The following is a 17,752-nucleotide window of genomic DNA, read 5'->3' as shown; positions in this document are numbered from 1 at the left end:
TATTATGAGCAAAAAATTATCAGCACAGCAAAGCGAAGAATTATTGAGCATTTTAAAAATCCGCTTTGAGAAGAATATGAAGCGCCACGAAGGAATAGAATGGGCTAAGGTGCAGGAAAAATTAGCTGCGAAACCGGAAAAATTATGGTCGCTAAATGAAATGGACATTACTGGTGGTGAACCCGATGTAATAGCTTTTGATCAAAAAACTGGCGAGTTTCTGTTTTACGATTGCGCTGCCGAAAGCCCAAAAGGTAGAAGAAGTACTTGCTACGACCACGAAGCTTTGGAAGCCAGGAAAGAACATAAACCAAACGATAGCGCTGTAAATATGGCATCAGAAATGGGCATTGAGCTTCTTACTGAAGAAGAATACAGGGCTTTGCAAGAACTTGGTGAATTTGATCTTAAAACCTCCAGCTGGATACAAACTCCAGAGCGTATACGCAAATTAGATGGAGCTTTATTCTGCGACCGCCGCTACAACACTGTTTTCCTATATCATAACGGGGCTCAATCTTATTACGGAGCTAGAGGGTTTAGAGGATCTTTAAGGGTATAAATCATAACAACCTATTTATCACTTAGCGTTTCACTCTTTAAAAGAATAATTTTATATTTAACTGGTGTTTTACCAAACGAATAAAAACCATCCAGTTATGCTCAACGCCATCGAACGCTTTACGAAGTATATACTGTGCTGCATACTGCTATGGTGTATTAGTTTTTTGGCTGTAGCTCAAACTTCTCGTATAGATGATTTATTGGGACAACTCAAATCAACAGACCCAGATACGGTACAAATTAAAGTTCTAAAGAAGCTATCTGCCGCCTACACCTCTGTAGATCCTATCAAAAAATTCTATTATGCTAAACAGTACCTTCAGTTAGCAGAAAAAAACAATATAGATTCTAACGTTGCTGATGCTTATATAGACATGGGAATGGCCTATGCTGTTAGAAGTATCCTGGACACTGGGCTGTACTATTTCAAAATAGGAAACGAAAAAGCACGTGCTGCAAATTACATTTATGGAGTTGGCAGAAGTTTGGTCAATATGGGTTTTGTTAATGATCGGCTCGACAGGAAACAAGAATCCGTAAAAAACTATGAAGAATCTCTTAAAATATTTAGAAAACTTAATAGCAAGCGAGGTATAAATCAATGTATCATGAATTTAGGTTCGCTTTATTTCGATTTGGGCGAATATAAAACAGCCGATATTTATTTTAGACAGGTTTATGAAAATGTAAAGCAAACGCCAAATGATCAAACAGGGCTAGCAACAGCACTTTTTTCTTTAGGTGGTTCAAATAGAAAAATCGGCGATCAGAAGGTAGCTTTAAATTACTACCGACAAAGTTTAGCAATTAGAGAAAAACTAGGAGATTTAAATGGTATCGCCTTAAGTAACTGGGGCATCGGATTGGTCTACAACAATCTAAAGCAATATAAGAAAGCACTACCTCATCTTAAAATAGCACTAGAGAACAATCAAAAAACTAAAAATGTTTATCAAGAAGCTGTTGTTTTAATGTCGATGTCTTATGCTTATCTACATTTAAACGATTACAAAAAAGCTGAGGAAAGTGCGAATATGGCACTCGCCAAAGCTAACCAAGCCAGTTCTAAGACTTTAGTTGTACAGGCTTTGGAATATTTGGTAAGGGTAGAAAAAGCACAAAGTAAGTTTGAGGAAGCTTTACAGCACCAAACACACTACATGGCGATAAATGACAGTCTAAATAATACTAAAATAAAAAAAGAGGTCATATTAGACGACTTGAAACGAGTAAATACTGACAATAAAAATCTAGAGAAGCATAACCAAAAAATTGCAGCAAAAAATAACGATTACGTAATTGCTATTGGTATTTTTTCGATTTTGCTCATTATAGTCGCTATACTTTTAGCTCTTTATTACAAAAGAAATGCGGAGAAAAAAGCGGCGAACGATTTACTACTAACGCAATCAAAAGAAATTGCTGAAGTAAACGAAGAACTAAGCGCATTAAACGAAGAGCTAAAAACACAAATGGAAATTGTGTTTGCACAAAATTTGGAGCTCGAAAAACTTAACCAGGTAAAAAATAAGTTTTTCTCTATTGTTTCTCACGATTTACGAGGTCCGATCAACAACCTTAGAATGCTTTTCGAAATGTACCGACAAGGAGATTTAAATGAAGAAGAGCTTACAGCATTGTTTTCAAAACTAGAAGATACTACCTACACCACTGCTTCTTTTCTAGATAATTTATTGGAATGGTCTAAGAGCCAACTTGGTGGTATGGTTGTAAATCCTGTAGCTGTAAATATGCAACAGGTAGTGGCCCATAATGTTAAATTAGTAGAATCGCAGATTAAGCTAAAATCTATTGAAGTAGAGAACAATATTAGTGAAGATTTGGCTGTTTTGGCAGATTTAAATATGGTTCACGTAGTGATTAGAAACCTACTTTCTAATGCAGTGAAGTTTTGTAAAGCAGGCGATAGCATTAGTTTTAATGCTCGAAAAGAAAGTGAAAATATCATCTGCACCATTAAAGATACAGGCGCAGGAATTAGCGATGTGGATAAAGAAAATCTTTTCAATTTAACACACAAGCCAAATACTGGTACATCTGGCGAAAAGGGTTTCCACATTGGATTGATTTTGTGCCAAGACATGGTTGCCCAGAACAAGGGAGAATTACAAGTAGAAAGTGAATTGGGAATAGGAACTACGTTTTATATCACCTTGCCCATCTACAAAGGCTAGCAATTTATTAAGGCCATACCAAATAACATTCCCTAACGGAATAATCGTTTCTAAATATCAAATCCCTCAATTTAAATAGATATTTTTAGGCTTAACTTAATTGAATATTTCTCTCTATTAAGCATTGCCATGAAATACAACCCAGCCTTTTTATTGTTCTTTTTGTTCTTTTTTGGATGTTCTAGCGTACCTACCGATGAAGAACTGTTAGCATTGGATAAGGAAAAACTGACCGAACATTTAGATTACGATAAAATTACCTTCTATAAGTTTGCGAAAATAGCAGTGAGGTCATCGGCGGTACAGGATACTACCAAACCAGAATACCAAAAGTTTAGCAAGCATTTAAACAATGTACTAAACTCGTTAAGTAAAGTAAACGTAGACTCTGGCGAAAGCATTTCTCCTATAGATGCATTGCTGTTGTACAAAGATTACCGGGCAGTAAAAGGTTTTGTAAAGGAAACCGAAGAAGATATTTTCCCTACCCTAGTGGAAGGTTTCAACCATGTTTACGGCGATAAGAAGAACCGATTTGCACTGCTAACGGGAAATGCTAAAACAGAAGCACAGAATATTGAACATGCCGTTTTGAGTATGATTGTTTTGGCGACTAGAGATATGGGGCAACCTTTTGCGCTTTACGAATGTTCGAAAACTCAACCAGAACTTTTGCCAGACCACGAAACTAAAACTTTGTTGGAATTTGTACGAGGTTTCCTGTTTTTCAGCAATAATTTATTTTACCTATCGGAAGATGGGCTGAGTAGAAATATTAAATGGTTGGATAAAAATGAAAATGTTCCATTGCCTTACACCAAAGCTTTTTTTGGCTGGAGAAATTTGAGCGACAGTCAGACGCATACCGCTTTTCACGGCTTAAATTATTTGTTTAGAGGTTTTGATAGGTTAAGGATGGAAAGAAAAATTGATGAAGAAAGAGACTTAGACGATTTTGAGAAATTTTTGGAAGACACTAAGAAACTTGGTCTAGAAACTGAACTGACGTTAGCTGTAGAAAGTTACTTATACCTAAAACGCGAAGACAAAGAAAAAGCTACTCTAGCGCTGAGTAAGTTAAAACAAAGTCAGCTGTTGTCTAATAGCGAGAAGGAAGCGATAGAAAAAACCATTGTTTACGTAAATGACCGCGAAGCTGGCAAAGCACTAAATGGAGTTTACGACAAGGTATTTTTGAGCAAGATTGCTACGAAGTACATGATTTCGGTATTGGCTAAAATAGATTGGGAAAAGGTATTGAAGGATAATAAAGTGCCACATACTGATGAGATTTTTACGACAGTTGGTAAGGTTCGCCAAATGTCTAATGCGGTTAGTTCTTATACTAGCGAAGCAACGGTTGAGAAAGGTAAAAATGAGTTGAAGAAGAAAGGGAATGAGCTTTTGGATGGTGCGAAGGGCTTGTTGAAGTAGTTTTTTGCTAATGCTGGTCCTCTTCAATCTAAAGGCGGGTGTCCTCACACGCCTTATGTAATTTTCTTTGATACTTTTGAAGCATCAAAAGTATCCAAAACTGCTTGTCAATCCAGCTAGGAACCTACGCACAAGCTCTCGCACATCAAAAAAACAGCGGCACTTCGTTTTGTTAGTTTCTGCTAGTTGGCGGGCTTTTGCAAACATCATCACAAAACCACTGCGTTTTAGGTTCGGTACTGCTATGCTTTCTGCACTACAACTGTTTTTTTGATTTCCTGGTTCTTGGGATTGACGGCGTACTTCGGTAAATCTTGTGGGTTAATTTAAGTTAGTTAGCAAAGTCCAAAAAAATTAGCGGAAGTGGTGCTTTAAGGCGGTGGCTAGACGTTACCTGCACAGACGTTGCATTTTAAACCTTATTGCAGCGGAAATACTTTTTGTTGATGTCATCCTGAGCTTGTCGAAGGATTGTTGCCAATAAATGCTTCTACAAGCTCAGCATGACAAGCGTTAATGGCAGTGCCAACAAAAAGATTGTAGCGGAAAGAAGGACTAACATTGACCGCAGCCAATGACCCTGCTTTTCAAATCCTAAAAACCAACCATCCAAAAAACTAAAACCAAAACATTACAACTTCCAAACATTTCAACCTTATAACATTTCGGCAATATTGCTTAACTTTGTGCTATGATTGAACTTCCAGTTGTTGCCGCCGTTACCGAAAAAGCTCGTAAACCCGATTGGTTAAGGGTTAAACTACCTGTTGGTAAGGAGTATGCGCAGGTGCGAAGCTTGGTTGACGAGCACAAATTGCACACCATTTGCGAAAGCGGAAACTGTCCGAATATGGGCGAATGTTGGGGTGCTGGCACGGCAACTTTCATGATTTTGGGTAACATTTGTACCCGTTCTTGTTCTTTCTGTGCGGTTGCAACGGGTCGCCCTTTGGCGGTTGATACCGATGAACCTAACCGTGTGGCCAACTCGGTAAAATTGATGGGCGTTAAGCATTGCGTTATCACTTCGGTAGACCGCGATGACTTGAAAGATGGCGGTTCTATCATCTGGGCAGAGACTTTGCAGGCCATCAGAAGGGAAAGTCCAATTACTACTTTAGAGACTTTAATCCCCGATTTTAAAGGTCAGTGGGATAATTTATATCGTGTTTTGGAGGAAAGACCTGAGGTGGTTTCTCATAACATGGAAACGGTGCGCCGTTTAACTCGTCAGGTGCGTATCCAGGCTAAATACGACAGAAGTTTGGAGTGTTTGAAACGCATTTCGGAATTTGGTTTGCGTACCAAAACTGGCATTATGCTTGGTTTGGGCGAAACTGAGGAAGATGTTTTCGAAGCAATGGATGACTTGGTTGCTAACGGTGTTCATATCTTAACTTTAGGTCAGTATTTGCAACCTACAAAAGCACATCACCCTGTGGTAGATTGGATACACCCAGACCAATTTGCGAAATACAAGGAAGTTGGCGAGGCAAAAGGCTTAAAATACGTAGAAAGCGGTCCGTTGGTTCGTTCTTCTTATCACGCAGAAAAACACCTTTTCGATATCGAAGGGATTGTTTAAGTTGTCAGTAAGCAGGTATCAGTAGTCAGTTTGGCTAATCTTTTTTAGAAAAGCAATTTCAGTATTTCATTGGAGGCGAAGGTCCTTCCATTCGCTATAGTCCCGATTTTCAATCGGGAGCTGCCGCTACTGTAAGGTTTAGTTTACAAAATGCTGTGCAAGAAACTCAAATCTTCCCGAATAAAATATAACCACAAAGACACCAAGAACACGAAGGCACGATTTAAATTAATAGATAATTGAGCGGTTGAACTAACAAAAAACACCCCTAACGTTTCAGCTAGAGGTGTTTTTCGTTAGTATTACTTAATTACTTTCGTCATTGCGAGGTACGAACTTAATTTTATTCTATAGGCGGGTGTCCCCACCCGCCTAAGTTTATCTATTTCTTAATCACTTTAAGGGTTTGTTTTTTACCCTCGCTAGTTAAGCTTACGATATACATTCCAGTAGAAAGCGAACTTAAATTAACTTTTGTACTGCTCTCCCCTTTCTTAGCTTTCACAGTAACCTGTTTCTTGCCTTGCAAGTCCGACACTGTAATTTCAGCATCGCTAGTTAACAACTGATGTTTAACAGTTACCAAACCATCTGTTGGATTTGGATAAGCTTCAAAAGCAGCAGCCAGTTCAGCAATCGTAACAATTTTCACATCGCTTGTAGTAAACTTACCATCTTTGTCAATCTGTTTAAGTTGGTAATAAGATTTACCCGCTAAAGGCGATTGGTCTACAAAACTGTAATCGTGTACGCCTCCAACATTTTTAGAAGCTTGCGTATTTACAACCTGGAAATCAGTATTATCAGTTCTTCTCAAAACTTCAAATTTCTCTGTATTTACCTCGTTAGTGGTTTTCCAAGTTACTGCAACTTGTGGGTTGGTAGCCGTACCAGACTTCTTCGCATCAAAAGCCAATAAATCTAACGGTAAAGCTTCTGGAAACCAGTCTATTTTATCAGCACCTGCATAAATTGGCACCAAAACTCTTACTACTTGCGCTGGTAAAGCGTCATAACTATAGTAAGTAGAAGGATCGAAAACATTTGCTGCATTCAGTTCATCAAACTTTACTGATCTTCCGCCTGGGTTTAACATTGCCGGATTTATTTGCGAAGTAATTACAGGTAGCCCGCTATCATCGTATTCGTTGCCTACCTGCTTCAATCCAAATGCTGGTTTATTTCCTGTCTTTGAGGTGATACCATTGTCCGTATTATTACCAAATACAGCCCTAAAATCTGCAACAGTTCTATCGGCATACATTGGCCATCTGGTGTTTAAATAGAAGTTGTTTTCGGCAAATACATTAGCGCCAATTGCCGATGCAATACCATAAAGCATTACGTTTTCACTTAAACAGTTTAATACGTGCACTTCTCCAAATCTCACCCTTGGGTTTCTTGAATTGGTATTTTTAAAGTGGTTTGCGTAATGCGTTACCTTTAAACGACCTACATCTTTACTTGCGTTACCATCAGAGTGCCCAATTAAACCTGTTTTCCAACTGTTACGATAAACTGTCCAAGAGATAGTGATGTAACTTGCACCATCTTTCACATCAATACCACCATCTGGATGCTCAGAGTCTGTTGGCATAGTTGTAGGATGTCCAACTGTACAGTGATCTACCCAAATGTGATGCGTTTCTAAGTTTCCAATGTTGATACCATCATCATAGTAATCTTGGAAAGTGATGTTTCTGATAATGATATTATGACTTCTTTTAATATTAATACCGAATTTGAATACTACATTTTTACGACCAATAATCGTTAAGTTGGCTTGCTCTTGGATATCTAACATGTGATTTCCCCATACGCTAAAGCCGTTGCTACCTACAGCAGGGTATACACCTGGTTCCAAAACTATAGTCAATGGACTGGCATCCATATATTTGTACCTAATTCTGTTATAAAGAATTTCGCATAACTTGTTAAACTCGGCTGGACCGTTGATATATACTACTTTTTTAGGCAAAGCCGTTACAGCATCGCCACCCGTAGTTGGTCCAGTAAAATTATCTGCGGTTACCGAAGCAAAACCAACCGGTTTTTTAAAGTCGATATTTAAGTTATCGGTAAAAGTTGCTGTTACATTTTTATTGGCATTAACCGTAATGTTTTGTGTTGCATTTGCGCCTGTTAAATCTCCAGACCAACCTTGAAAAGTTGAGCCTAACACAGAACCTGCTGTTACAGTTACCACAGTTCCATCGGCATATTCTCCACCAGCGGGATTTAAAGTTACACTACCAATACCCACGGTATTTACATTAAGCTTGTAGGTGCTAATCACTCTAAAATTAGCGGTAACACTTGTGTTGCCGTTCATAGTTAAGGTCTGAGGATTTGTAGTACCGCTTAAAGCTCCCGACCAATTGTCTAATTTCAAAGCAGGTTTTTCTTCTGCCAAAAGCGTTACAACCTCTCCAGAAAAATAGTTATTGTTAGCTCTTACCGGACTTAGCGAAATAGTTCCGCCATTGGTTGCATTTGCTGTTAATGTATAGGTTGCACACTGCGCTCCAGATAAATCAAGCTTATCTAAGTTTGGTCCATCGGTAGTTTCCCAAGTTAATTTGATATTATTAACGCCTGCTACGAGGTGAACCGACACAATTGCTTCAGCCCAATCTGTAAATAAGGCAGTACGCGGGAAATCTACATTTTGAATAAAAACATCATTTACATATAATGCGGCAGAACGACTTTCATCTTTTGCAAAAGAGTATCTAAATTTGGCTGTCTGTACCCCAGCTGCTTGATTACATACCGTAAAATTGATATGGTTTTCGCCTGTGGCCAGAAAATCGACAAAACCGGTACCTGTAAAACCTGCGTGTTGCGCATCTACCTTACCTGTAAAATCAGCAGTTTCTGCTTGGTAAGCGGTAAAGGTTAAGTTAGGATCTACGATGGCAACTGTAACTGTCCATTGTTTAGTAGTACCATCTTGTGCGGTAACTACATAATTAACTGGACTAGCAAAGTTTTGTGCAGTTGAAATACCAGGGTTTACACTTGCCGAGTTAGACAGTGTAAATGTAGTTGGCACTAAAGATGCTAAACTTTCGCCAAGAGGCATGGTTACCAAAATCTGTCCGGTATTGCCATTGATAGACGCATTGCCAATTTGAAGGTTAGAAAGTTTAAATGCAGTAATTTCCTTTTCAGATGATTGTACAAAGTGGTTGTCACTGTCCAAGATTTAGTAGTAGTGCCATCTTGTGCTGTAACGGTGTAGTTTACTGGGTTGTTAAAATTTTGTGCTGCATTAGCCAACGGACTTACAGTAGCGCCACTAGAAATAGTGAATGTACTTGGCGCAACATTGCTAATATCTGTTCCCGTAGCAATATTTAAAGCAATTGTTCCTGCAGCATAGCTGATTACTTCACTCCCTACTTGACCTGGTAATTTGAAAGCTGTTACATCTACATCGGTACTAGTTACGGGTGTACTACTACCCTCTACAAACAAGTCGTGTATTTGTGTATTTCCAGAAATAGCCGTTAAGCGAATTTTAACGGGACCATTGTTTTTTAAAGCACTATATGCTGCCTGACTAGTCAAATCGAAAGTTTCTGGACCAGTTACGCTTAGCAAAGTACTAATGTTTTGAAATGCATTTCCACCATCTGTACTATAGCTTACGGCTACCGTTCTTGTAGATGAAGCAGTACTTTTCATATTTACTTTAAATACGCTGCAACTTGGCAAATTAACCTCCAAATATTGTGCAGATGATCCTCCGTTGATCTGTACCATTCCTTTAGAGCAAACCCCATCAGCCGATTTTGTTGGTGAAAGTGCTCCATTAGAAGCTAGACCGACAGGCAATGCCGTTAATTGGAAGTCGTAAGTATACTTTCCTTGACTATCGAATGCTACTTGCGCCTGAGCAATGTTCTGCAAGCCGAAAAGCAAGCAAATCGTCAGTAATAGTTGTTTTATTTTCTTCATATCCTTAAATTTCTTAGGCAAAAGCATTCCCATACTGCCCTAAAAGAGCAGTTGAGAATGAGTTAAAGCTTGTTTTACTTTTTAATAAATTTCTGAGATTGGGCTTTCCCGTTTACATCGTGCACCAATAAGTAAGTACCCGATGCTAGAGATGCAACATTGATAGTTGTAGATGAACTACCTACAACACTCGTAGTTTTGATATGTGTTTTTCCATCTAATCCAATCACTTTTAACGAAGCCGATTGCTTAACATAATCGTGGCTAACCACCAATTCTTTACTTACCGGATTTGGATATAGGTTCAATGCGATGCCATCAATTTTTACATTAGCAATATCGCTGTAAGAAGATTTACCATCCTTATCGCGTTGTTTTAAACGATAGTATGAATTTCCAGCTACAGGTTTCGCATCAGTAAACGAATAACTGTGCGTACCCGCCACATTTTTGCTCAACACTGTACCAACAGTAGCAAACTCGGTATCATCCGTTCTTCTTTCTACCAAAAAATCTTGGGTATTTACTTCGTTAGTAGTTTTCCAATTAAGGTTTACCGATTTGCCTAAAGCATCTGGTTTGGCCGAGAAAGAAAGGAGGTCTAGTGGAAGAGTGTAGTTAGCATCCCCGGCTGCAATTCTATATACTCTAAGTGTGCTTCCGCTCCTTCTAATTTGAATATATCTTTGTCCAGCTGGTATGTCTACCTCAAGCAACACCCTATTAGCTAGTGAAACGCCAGTAGTTGTACCTGTTCCCCTATCAGTAAATGCCGTACCATCAGCAGAGGAAGCTACGATTACAGTTCCTGCCCCAGAATCTCCACTTCCTCTGAAAACAACCGACACCCTTCTAATATCATTTGTATTGGAAATAAGATTAACTCGATTGTTATTTGTTGTGAAATTTAGATAGTTTATTCCAGAAGTTCCATCTTGCCTAACACCAACAACAGTACTATTTAAGCCACTACCGTTTATACTGATATTATTCTGTGTTAACGAATAATTTGCAGCAACGTCCGCACCAGAGGTAATAGTTCCTGTATTTTGTGCTGTTATATCATAATCAAATAATGGAGTTTGAGCTTTCGCTCCTAAAGAAAAGAGCATACAAAGGCATGCGAAAAAAAGTACACGTTTTTTCATATCAATCAGGTTTATTAATTTGGTTAAAATAGATTTGAGTAGGTGCAGATTTACCTCGCATGCAAAAGGCTAGCAAACACTTCTTTATCCAAATCTATTACAGATTTAAGCATTAGTTTTTTGTAATGAAAGAGAAAACTATGCAATCGTTCCCGACGAAAAAGTAAAGAAAAACCGGCAAAAAATGCACATAGAACACGTACCAAGCAATTTTGGTTTATTGTGCAAAGCATAATAAAACTGTGCAATCGTTCCCGACAAAGAAGAGTATTTTTAAACGAGATGAAATCTTAAGGCTTTATTAAAACAGTTGTAGAGTAACAGGTTCTTGTGCAGCAGAAGAACTATCCTGAACCCGCTTCTGTTTTTTTCGATGTTCAGCAATCCAGTTTTTATAATTCGCAGCTTCGAGTGGGTTCTCTAACAAACCCGTACCAACATGCATTAAGGTTAAGCTATTATCTATTTGCTGTCTTACTTTTTGTAATTGATATTGGATTTGCTGTTGAATTTTATTTTTCGGTTTTACCCTAATGATTTTCAGCAACGGATTTAAGACTTTCAATGAGAGCTCCTTTGCGAAATAAGTATTTGCAGCCACTATTCTAGCTTGAAATGTAGCTTGTGCTTGGAAACCACCTTGCTGATGGAGTTGCTTTACCTGCGCTTGCAGCTTTTCCACGGTTGCTGCCAGTGATGAAGTTGCGTTGATAACTTCCTTCAACTGAGCTTTAAAATCAGCAACATTGGCCTTATTGATTTCGGGGTCTGTGTCTATTAAATTAAGCTCTGCAATGATGGTGTTAAATCGGAAATGGTTAAGCACCAATTGCAAAATAAATTGTTCTTGTGCGTGAGTAATCTTTTGGGTTAACTCTTCTAAGGTCAAAGGTTTCATGAAATTAAGCACTTCATTATTCGACCTTAAACTATCTTTATTGATTTTCGATTTAAGTACCAAACCACCTAAGGTTCTTACCCTACTCAGCGCCACATAAACCTGTCCGCTGATAAATGATTTGCCTGCATCGATAATTGCATTATCAAATGTTAAACCCTGGCTTTTATGAATGGTAACTGCCCAAGCTAACTTAATAGGATACTGTAAAAACTCCCCTACTTGATTTTGCGAAACCTGTTCGTCATCATCCAATTTATACTCGAAAGATTGCCAAGAACTTTGGACTAACAGTAAATCTTCTTCATCAGGAAATGAAACGTAGATATCTCCTGCATCAATAGATTTGATTTTACCGATTTTACCGTTATAGAATTTACGTTCCTCGCCAGTATCGTTCTTGATGAACATAATTTGAGCACCAACTTTCAACGTAAGTTGCTGTTCGGCCTGTAAACCCATTTCTTTAAACTCGCCATTAATTTCGGCATCAAAAGTAAAGGCTTCTCCAGCTAATTCATCCAGCTTTTGTTTGTTAATTAAGTTGGCTTCCGCATTATGCGAAGTAATAATAATTGGATTGATATCCGCATTCCCGTTAAACGATGGGTCAAACCGCTGATTAAGTAAACTCAAACTTTCATCATCAATCTGATTACTTCGAATATCATTTAATATTTTAATGAAGGTTTCTTCAGTTTGTCTGAAAACCTTAGTCAACTCAATTTGTAAAACTGGATGTTTTTGGATAACTAAGGAGTGAAAAAAGTAAGGCGAAGGATATGCCCTGCTCAAAAAAGCCCAATCCTCACGTTTTGCTACTGGTGGTAATTGGTACAAATCCCCAATGAGTAGCAGCTGTAATCCTCCGAAGGGATTACTATTTCTTCTCACCGACCGCAGCAAGGCATCAATCATATCCATTACATCGCAACGCACCATCGAAACTTCGTCTATTACCAGCAACTCCAACTCATTAAAAAGTTTCAGTTTGTCGTTAGTATAACTCAAATCACTAACTGCAGAAGAAATAGAAACAAAACCATCCTGCAAGTTTTGAAAGCCTACATCACCAGGAAAAAAAGAACCTGGAGGCAATTGAAAAAAGGAATTGATAGTCGTACCTTTTGCATTCATGGCGGCAACTCCAGTGGGCGCTACAATTGCCATTTTTTTGGAGCTTTCTTTTTTAATCCGCTTTAATAAAGTAGTTTTTCCAGTACCAGCTTTACCCGTTAAAAAGATAGATTGGTTGGTGTATTCAATAAATTCGAAAACTTTATCTGCTATTGGATTTTCCTCCACGACTTGCTCCATAGCCACAAATTTAGCTAAATTAATTAGCAGAGAAAATAGCAATTTGTATCTATTTTTTCCGCCACAGATGCACAGATATATAATTTAAGATTAGATTTTGATAATGAATAGATATCAAATCTGTGCATCTGTGGCTCTCCTAAGTTTGTCATAAAAAGCGAGTTACTGTAACAATTAGCAACATCAGCAGTCTTTACAGCAATTGTTAAATGATTAACCAAAATTTAAAACAATGAACCTAAAACCTTCAAATGCCTTTATAGCGGCCTCGTGGATTGCTCTTGGCGTTGGCATGATTGGATTTATTATCGGCCTTTGGCGCTCAGACATGCTACTCAACGAAAAAGGTTATTATTTCGCCGTATTAATGTTCGGTTTGTTTGCCGTAATCTCTTTACAAAAAGCAGTAAGAGACAAATTGGAAAGCATTCCCGTAACGGAACTTTACTATGGCATCAGCTGGTTTGCAACCATTCTAACCATCGCATTGCTCATTATTGGACTTTGGAATGCAGATTTGCTACCCAGCGAAAAAGGCTTTTATGCCTTCGCTTTTCTCCTCGCTATTTTTGGCGCAATTACAGTGCAAAAGAACACCCGAGATGGGCAAATTGCTAGAGGAAAACATCCATTGAATTAAGAAAAATTGAAATTAATGGAAGCGCTGCAGGTGATGACTTGCAGCGCTTTTTTGTTTCTCATCATTCTATATATGCTCCCTGTCATCCAGAGCGCAGCGAAGGATCTAGTTAAAAGTCTATTGATTTATTAGATTCCTCGTACCTCGGAATGACAGAAAGGAAACACCAATCTTCATGATTAGTTCTCCTCTTTAATCTCATCATTCAAAAATCTCCAATCCTGATTATCTATCTCAATCAATGCGTTTTTCTTAACTCTCGACCATCCTTTTATTTCTTTCTCTCTAGCAATTGCATCATTTACATATTGAAATATTTCGTAATGCACCAAGTAGAAACATTGATATTTATTAGTAAAAGAATTTATACTATTTCCTTCTACATGTTGTGCAATTCTAATCTCTAAGTCGTTGGTTACACCGATATATAGTACCGTTTTATTATAATTGGTTAGGATATAGACAAAATAATTATGTTGTTTTGACATTTTAGATAGATGTTTACTAAAGATAATCGCTTAACTATAAATAAGCAATAGATTCCTCCTATCTTCGGAATGACAGAGAGTAACTAGCATAAAAACTATTCATAAGCATCTTGTCATCCAGAGCACAGCGAAGGATCTATTATGAGCTTAATAGATTCCTCGTGCCTCGGAATGCCAAATAGACGGACATTTATAAACAACTGTACTTAAAGTTTTGTCATCCAGAGTGCAGCGAAGGATGTATAATATACTTTTAATAATAGATCCCTCCAAAGTCGGGATGACAAGGAGGTTAAAATGACACAGAAGAAAAATCGGCTTTTAAAGCGGATTACATTTCCTTCTTCAAAAACTTACCGGTTAAACTAATCGGGTTTTCAATCAATCCCTCTGGTGTGCCTTCGAAAATAATTCTACCACCGCCAGCACCACCTTCTTCACCCAAATCAATTACCCAATCGGCTACTTTAACTACATCTAAATTATGCTCAATGACCAAAACCGTATTGCCTTTATCTACCAATGAATTCAGTACACCTAACAACACCGCAATATCTTCGAAATGCAGACCCGTTGTTGGCTCATCTAAAATATAGAAGGTTTTACCAGTATCTTTTTTAGAAAGTTCCGTCGCCAGTTTAACACGCTGCGCCTCACCACCAGACAAGGTTGTAGAAGCCTGCCCTAAACGGATATAACCCAAACCAACATCATTCAAGATTTTGATTTTACGGTAGATAGATGGCATGTGCTCGAAGAAATGACAAGCATCCTCAATACTCATATCCAACACATCACTAATCGATTTACCTTTGTAACGAACCTCCAGAGTTTCTCGGTTATATCTTCTGCCACCACATTCTTCACAAGACACCTGCACATCTGGCAAGAAATTCATTTCAATTACCTTCATCCCTGCACCCTGACAAGTTTCGCATCTTCCACCTTTTACGTTGAAAGAGAAACGACCCGGTTTGTAACCCCTAATCTTCGCCTCTGGCAAAGCCACAAACAAATTCCTGATATCAGAAAAAACACCAGTGTAAGTAGAAGGATTTGAACGCGGTGTACGACCAATTGGCGCTTGGTCAATCTCAATTACCTTATCAATTTCCTTTAAGCCAGTTACTTTCTCGTAAGCCAAAGGTTTTTTCTTCGCCCTAAAAAAGTGGTGATTTAAAATTGGATACAAAGTTTCGGTAATTAAACTCGATTTACCACTACCAGAAACCCCAGTTACGGCAATAAATTTACCCAAAGGAAAATCAACCGAAACCTCTTTTAAATTATGTCCAGTAGCTTTGATAATACCTAAATGAAGACCGTTGCCCTCTCTGCGTTTTTTCGGAACTTCAATACCTTTCTTACCATTCAAATAAGACGCCGTTAGAGTGCCAGATTTTAAGATTTGTGCTGGTGTTCCTTGGGCAACAATCTGTCCGCCATGCACACCCGCCGCCGGACCAACGTCAATTACATGGTCGGCTTCTAAAATCATATCCTTATCGTGCTCCACCACCAAAACGGTGTTACCTAGGTCACGTAAGTTCTTTAATGCAGTAATTAAACGTTCGTTATCACGTTGGTGTAAACCAATACTCGGCTCATCCAAGATGTACATTACGTTCATCAATTGCGAACCAATTTGCGTAGCCAAACGAATACGCTGTGCCTCGCCACCCGAAAGCGTACGCGAAGTACGGTCTAGAGTCAAGTAGTTCAAACCTACATCTAACAAGAAACCAATACGAGCTCTAATTTCTTTCAGTATCTCTTTCGCAATGGTATTCTGACGCTCGTTCAATCTTTCCTCAACCCCGTCAAACCATTGGTGCAAAGTAGCCACATCCATCGTAGCCAGTTCAGAAATATTCTTGCCATCCACTTTGAAATGCAGGCTTTCTTTTTTCAAACGAGCACCATGACAATCCGGACAAGTTTCTAACCTGCGGAAAGCTTCCATATCATCAGAAGCACCTTCGCCCCTTTTCTCCTGCTGCTCTTCTAATAACTTAATGATACCGTCGAAAGTAACTTGATAGTTCTGTACGTTCCATTTGTTGTAGGTCACTTCCACCGAAATCAAATCTGGTGCACCTTTCAAAAGAATGTCAATATGTTCTTCGCTAAGTTTCTCTAAAGGTGTCGACAACGAGAAATTATACTTCTTCCCTAAAGCCTTCAACACCTGAAAAACCCAAATATCACGATATTCGCCCAGCGGAGCCAAACCACCATTTAAGATGCTCAGCTTCATGTTTGGCATGATAGATTTTTTATCTACCACAAAAATATAACCCAAACCATCGCAAGTTTCGCAAGCACCATAAGGCGAGTTAAATGAAAAGCTATTGGGTTGTGGTTCATCGTAAGAAATACCCGTTGTTGGGCACATCAAAAACTTACTGAAATGCGCTACGTTGTTTTCTTTATCGCTGATTTTGATAATCCCTTTACCCAAACGCATGGCAGTCTGAATACTATCCAGCAAACGTTTATGGTCTTTCGGGTCTATAATTAAACGGTCTACAACAATTTCAATATCGTGAATTTTGTAACGGTCTACCTGCATTTTAGGCGTAATATCTTGGATTTCGCCATCTACACGCACCTTCACATAACCCTGCTTACGAATTTGCTCGAACAACTCGCGGTAATGTCCTTTACGACCTTTAACCACTGGAGCCAGAATGTTCACAGCAGAATTTTCGAACTTCTTGTAAATGTTCTGCAAAATCTGGTCTTCGCTCATGCGTTCCATTTTTTCGCCAGTATTGTACGAAAAAGCATCGCCCACACGAGCATATAGCAAACGCATAAAATCGTAGATTTCGGTAATCGTACCTACCGTAGAACGAGGGTTTTTGCTCGTAGTTTTTTGCTCAATGGCAATCACCGGACTTAAACCCGAAACTTTGTCAACATCCGGACGTTCCATACCGCCCATAAACTGACGCGAATAGGCACTAAAAGTCTCCATGTAACGGCGTTGTCCTTCGGCGTAAATGGTATCAAAAGCCAAACTCGACTTGCCGCTACCACTCAAACCCGTTACCACCACCATCTTATTTCGAGGGAAACTAACGTCAATATTCTTCAGATTATGCACCCTCGCACCATAAACCTCAACCTCTTTTTGCTCGCCCAAATCTACGTGGTTCTTCGCCATATGTTAATTCGCTCCGTTTTAAAAATAAGCTTGCAAAATTAACGAATTTTAAGCACAAAAGCTACGGATACAAATACTTAAAACGACTTATAAATCAAGAAATAGGAAGTCTTTACATTTAGGTAACTTCTCATTATAAACCATAAAGAAATGAAGGTAAATAAAGTCTTAACTTTTCTTAATTCCTTCATGTTCAAAATATTTTGAAGCGCAAAGACAGTACTATTTACATCGTTCGTCCCGCTTTCCATTTCTGCCGATGAAAAATCGGCATCCACTGCAATCGGGGCTATAAAACAAAAAACCCTGCAAGCAATTCGCCTACAGGGTTCATATTAGCGTCCGGAAAAA

At 38.6% G+C, this 17,752-nt stretch carries 11 protein-coding genes; 5 read left to right on the top strand and 6 right to left on the bottom strand.

What is annotated here, in order from left to right:
• The first annotated feature begins 4 nt into the window (after positions 1-4).
• The 4 genes from AC23ME_RS04510 (at position 5) to lipA (ending at position 5,778) form a co-directional block, all read left to right on the top strand.
• Entirely contained in the window at positions 5-562 is a 558-nt protein-coding gene (locus AC23ME_RS04510) for a DUF4256 domain-containing protein (protein WP_487726551.1), read from the top strand.
• A gap of 97 nt (positions 563-659) precedes the next feature.
• A complete protein-coding gene (locus tag AC23ME_RS04505) occupies positions 660-2,759 on the top strand; it encodes a tetratricopeptide repeat-containing sensor histidine kinase (RefSeq protein WP_487726550.1) in 2,100 nt (699 codons plus the stop codon).
• 129 nt (positions 2,760-2,888) lie between these two features.
• Entirely contained in the window at positions 2,889-4,193 is a 1,305-nt protein-coding gene (locus tag AC23ME_RS04500) for a hypothetical protein (protein ID WP_487726549.1), read from the top strand.
• Between the two features lie 691 nt (positions 4,194-4,884).
• Positions 4,885-5,778: a lipoyl synthase gene (gene lipA, locus AC23ME_RS04495; protein WP_487726548.1), complete on the top strand. Its 894-nt coding sequence runs from the start codon at positions 4,885-4,887 to the stop codon at positions 5,776-5,778.
• Between the two features lie 382 nt (positions 5,779-6,160).
• Here the strand turns inward: lipA and AC23ME_RS04490 are convergent, their stop codons facing one another.
• The 4 genes from AC23ME_RS04490 to AC23ME_RS04475 all read right to left on the bottom strand — a co-directional run bounded on the left by AC23ME_RS04490 (position 6,161) and on the right by AC23ME_RS04475 (position 13,104).
• Positions 6,161-8,983, bottom strand: a complete 2,823-nt coding sequence (locus tag AC23ME_RS04490; RefSeq protein ID WP_487726547.1) for a pectate lyase family protein — start codon at positions 8,981-8,983, stop codon at positions 6,161-6,163.
• Positions 8,866-9,741 (bottom strand): hypothetical protein, encoded by an 876-nt coding sequence (locus AC23ME_RS04485; RefSeq protein ID WP_487726546.1) that lies wholly within the window; start codon positions 9,739-9,741, stop codon positions 8,866-8,868. The genes AC23ME_RS04490 and AC23ME_RS04485 overlap by 118 nt, the downstream gene beginning before the upstream one ends.
• Before the next feature lie 74 nt (positions 9,742-9,815).
• A complete protein-coding gene (locus tag AC23ME_RS04480) occupies positions 9,816-10,889 on the bottom strand; it encodes a T9SS type A sorting domain-containing protein (protein ID WP_487726545.1) in 1,074 nt (357 codons plus the stop codon).
• 301 nt (positions 10,890-11,190) lie between these two features.
• Positions 11,191-13,104 (bottom strand): ATP-dependent DNA helicase, encoded by a 1,914-nt coding sequence (locus AC23ME_RS04475; RefSeq protein ID WP_487726544.1) that lies wholly within the window; start codon positions 13,102-13,104, stop codon positions 11,191-11,193.
• Positions 13,105-13,336: 232 nt separating this feature from the next.
• On the opposite strand from AC23ME_RS04475, the gene yiaA reads away from it, so the two are divergent.
• Positions 13,337-13,744 (top strand): inner membrane protein YiaA, encoded by a 408-nt coding sequence (gene yiaA / locus AC23ME_RS04470; protein ID WP_487726543.1) that lies wholly within the window; start codon positions 13,337-13,339, stop codon positions 13,742-13,744.
• Between the two features lie 179 nt (positions 13,745-13,923).
• Here yiaA and AC23ME_RS04465 read toward each other — a convergent pair whose 3' ends face one another.
• On the bottom strand, positions 13,924-14,232 hold the full coding sequence (locus AC23ME_RS04465; protein ID WP_487726542.1) for a GIY-YIG nuclease family protein: 309 nt from the start codon (positions 14,230-14,232) through the stop codon (positions 13,924-13,926).
• Positions 14,233-14,563: 331 nt separating this feature from the next.
• Positions 14,564-17,401, bottom strand: a complete 2,838-nt coding sequence (gene uvrA / locus AC23ME_RS04460) for an excinuclease ABC subunit UvrA (protein ID WP_487726541.1) — start codon at positions 17,399-17,401, stop codon at positions 14,564-14,566.
• Between the last annotated feature and the right edge of the window lie 351 nt (positions 17,402-17,752).

It is taken from the genome of Pedobacter sp. T50_32 (assembly GCF_057652195.1).
The sequence above is the reverse complement of the archived record's forward strand: the minus strand, read 5'-3'. Positions and strand labels throughout refer to the sequence as shown.

Excerpts from the sequence above, each read along its gene's own strand:
- AC23ME_RS04510 (WP_487726551.1), top strand. The coding sequence starts at position 5 with ATGAGCAAAAAATTATCAGCACAGCAAAGCGAAGAATTATTGAGCATT.
- AC23ME_RS04505 (WP_487726550.1), top strand. The coding sequence starts at position 660 with ATGCTCAACGCCATCGAACGCTTTACGAAGTATATACTGTGCTGCATA.
- AC23ME_RS04500 (WP_487726549.1), top strand. The coding sequence starts at position 2,889 with ATGAAATACAACCCAGCCTTTTTATTGTTCTTTTTGTTCTTTTTTGGA.
- lipA (WP_487726548.1), top strand. The coding sequence starts at position 4,885 with ATGATTGAACTTCCAGTTGTTGCCGCCGTTACCGAAAAAGCTCGTAAA.
- AC23ME_RS04485 (WP_487726546.1), bottom strand. The coding sequence starts at position 9,741 with ATGAAGAAAATAAAACAACTATTACTGACGATTTGCTTGCTTTTCGGC.
- AC23ME_RS04480 (WP_487726545.1), bottom strand. The coding sequence starts at position 10,889 with ATGAAAAAACGTGTACTTTTTTTCGCATGCCTTTGTATGCTCTTTTCT.
- AC23ME_RS04475 (WP_487726544.1), bottom strand. The coding sequence starts at position 13,104 with ATGGAGCAAGTCGTGGAGGAAAATCCAATAGCAGATAAAGTTTTCGAA.
- yiaA (WP_487726543.1), top strand. The coding sequence starts at position 13,337 with ATGAACCTAAAACCTTCAAATGCCTTTATAGCGGCCTCGTGGATTGCT.
- AC23ME_RS04465 (WP_487726542.1), bottom strand. The coding sequence starts at position 14,232 with ATGTCAAAACAACATAATTATTTTGTCTATATCCTAACCAATTATAAT.
- uvrA (WP_487726541.1), bottom strand. The coding sequence starts at position 17,401 with ATGGCGAAGAACCACGTAGATTTGGGCGAGCAAAAAGAGGTTGAGGTT.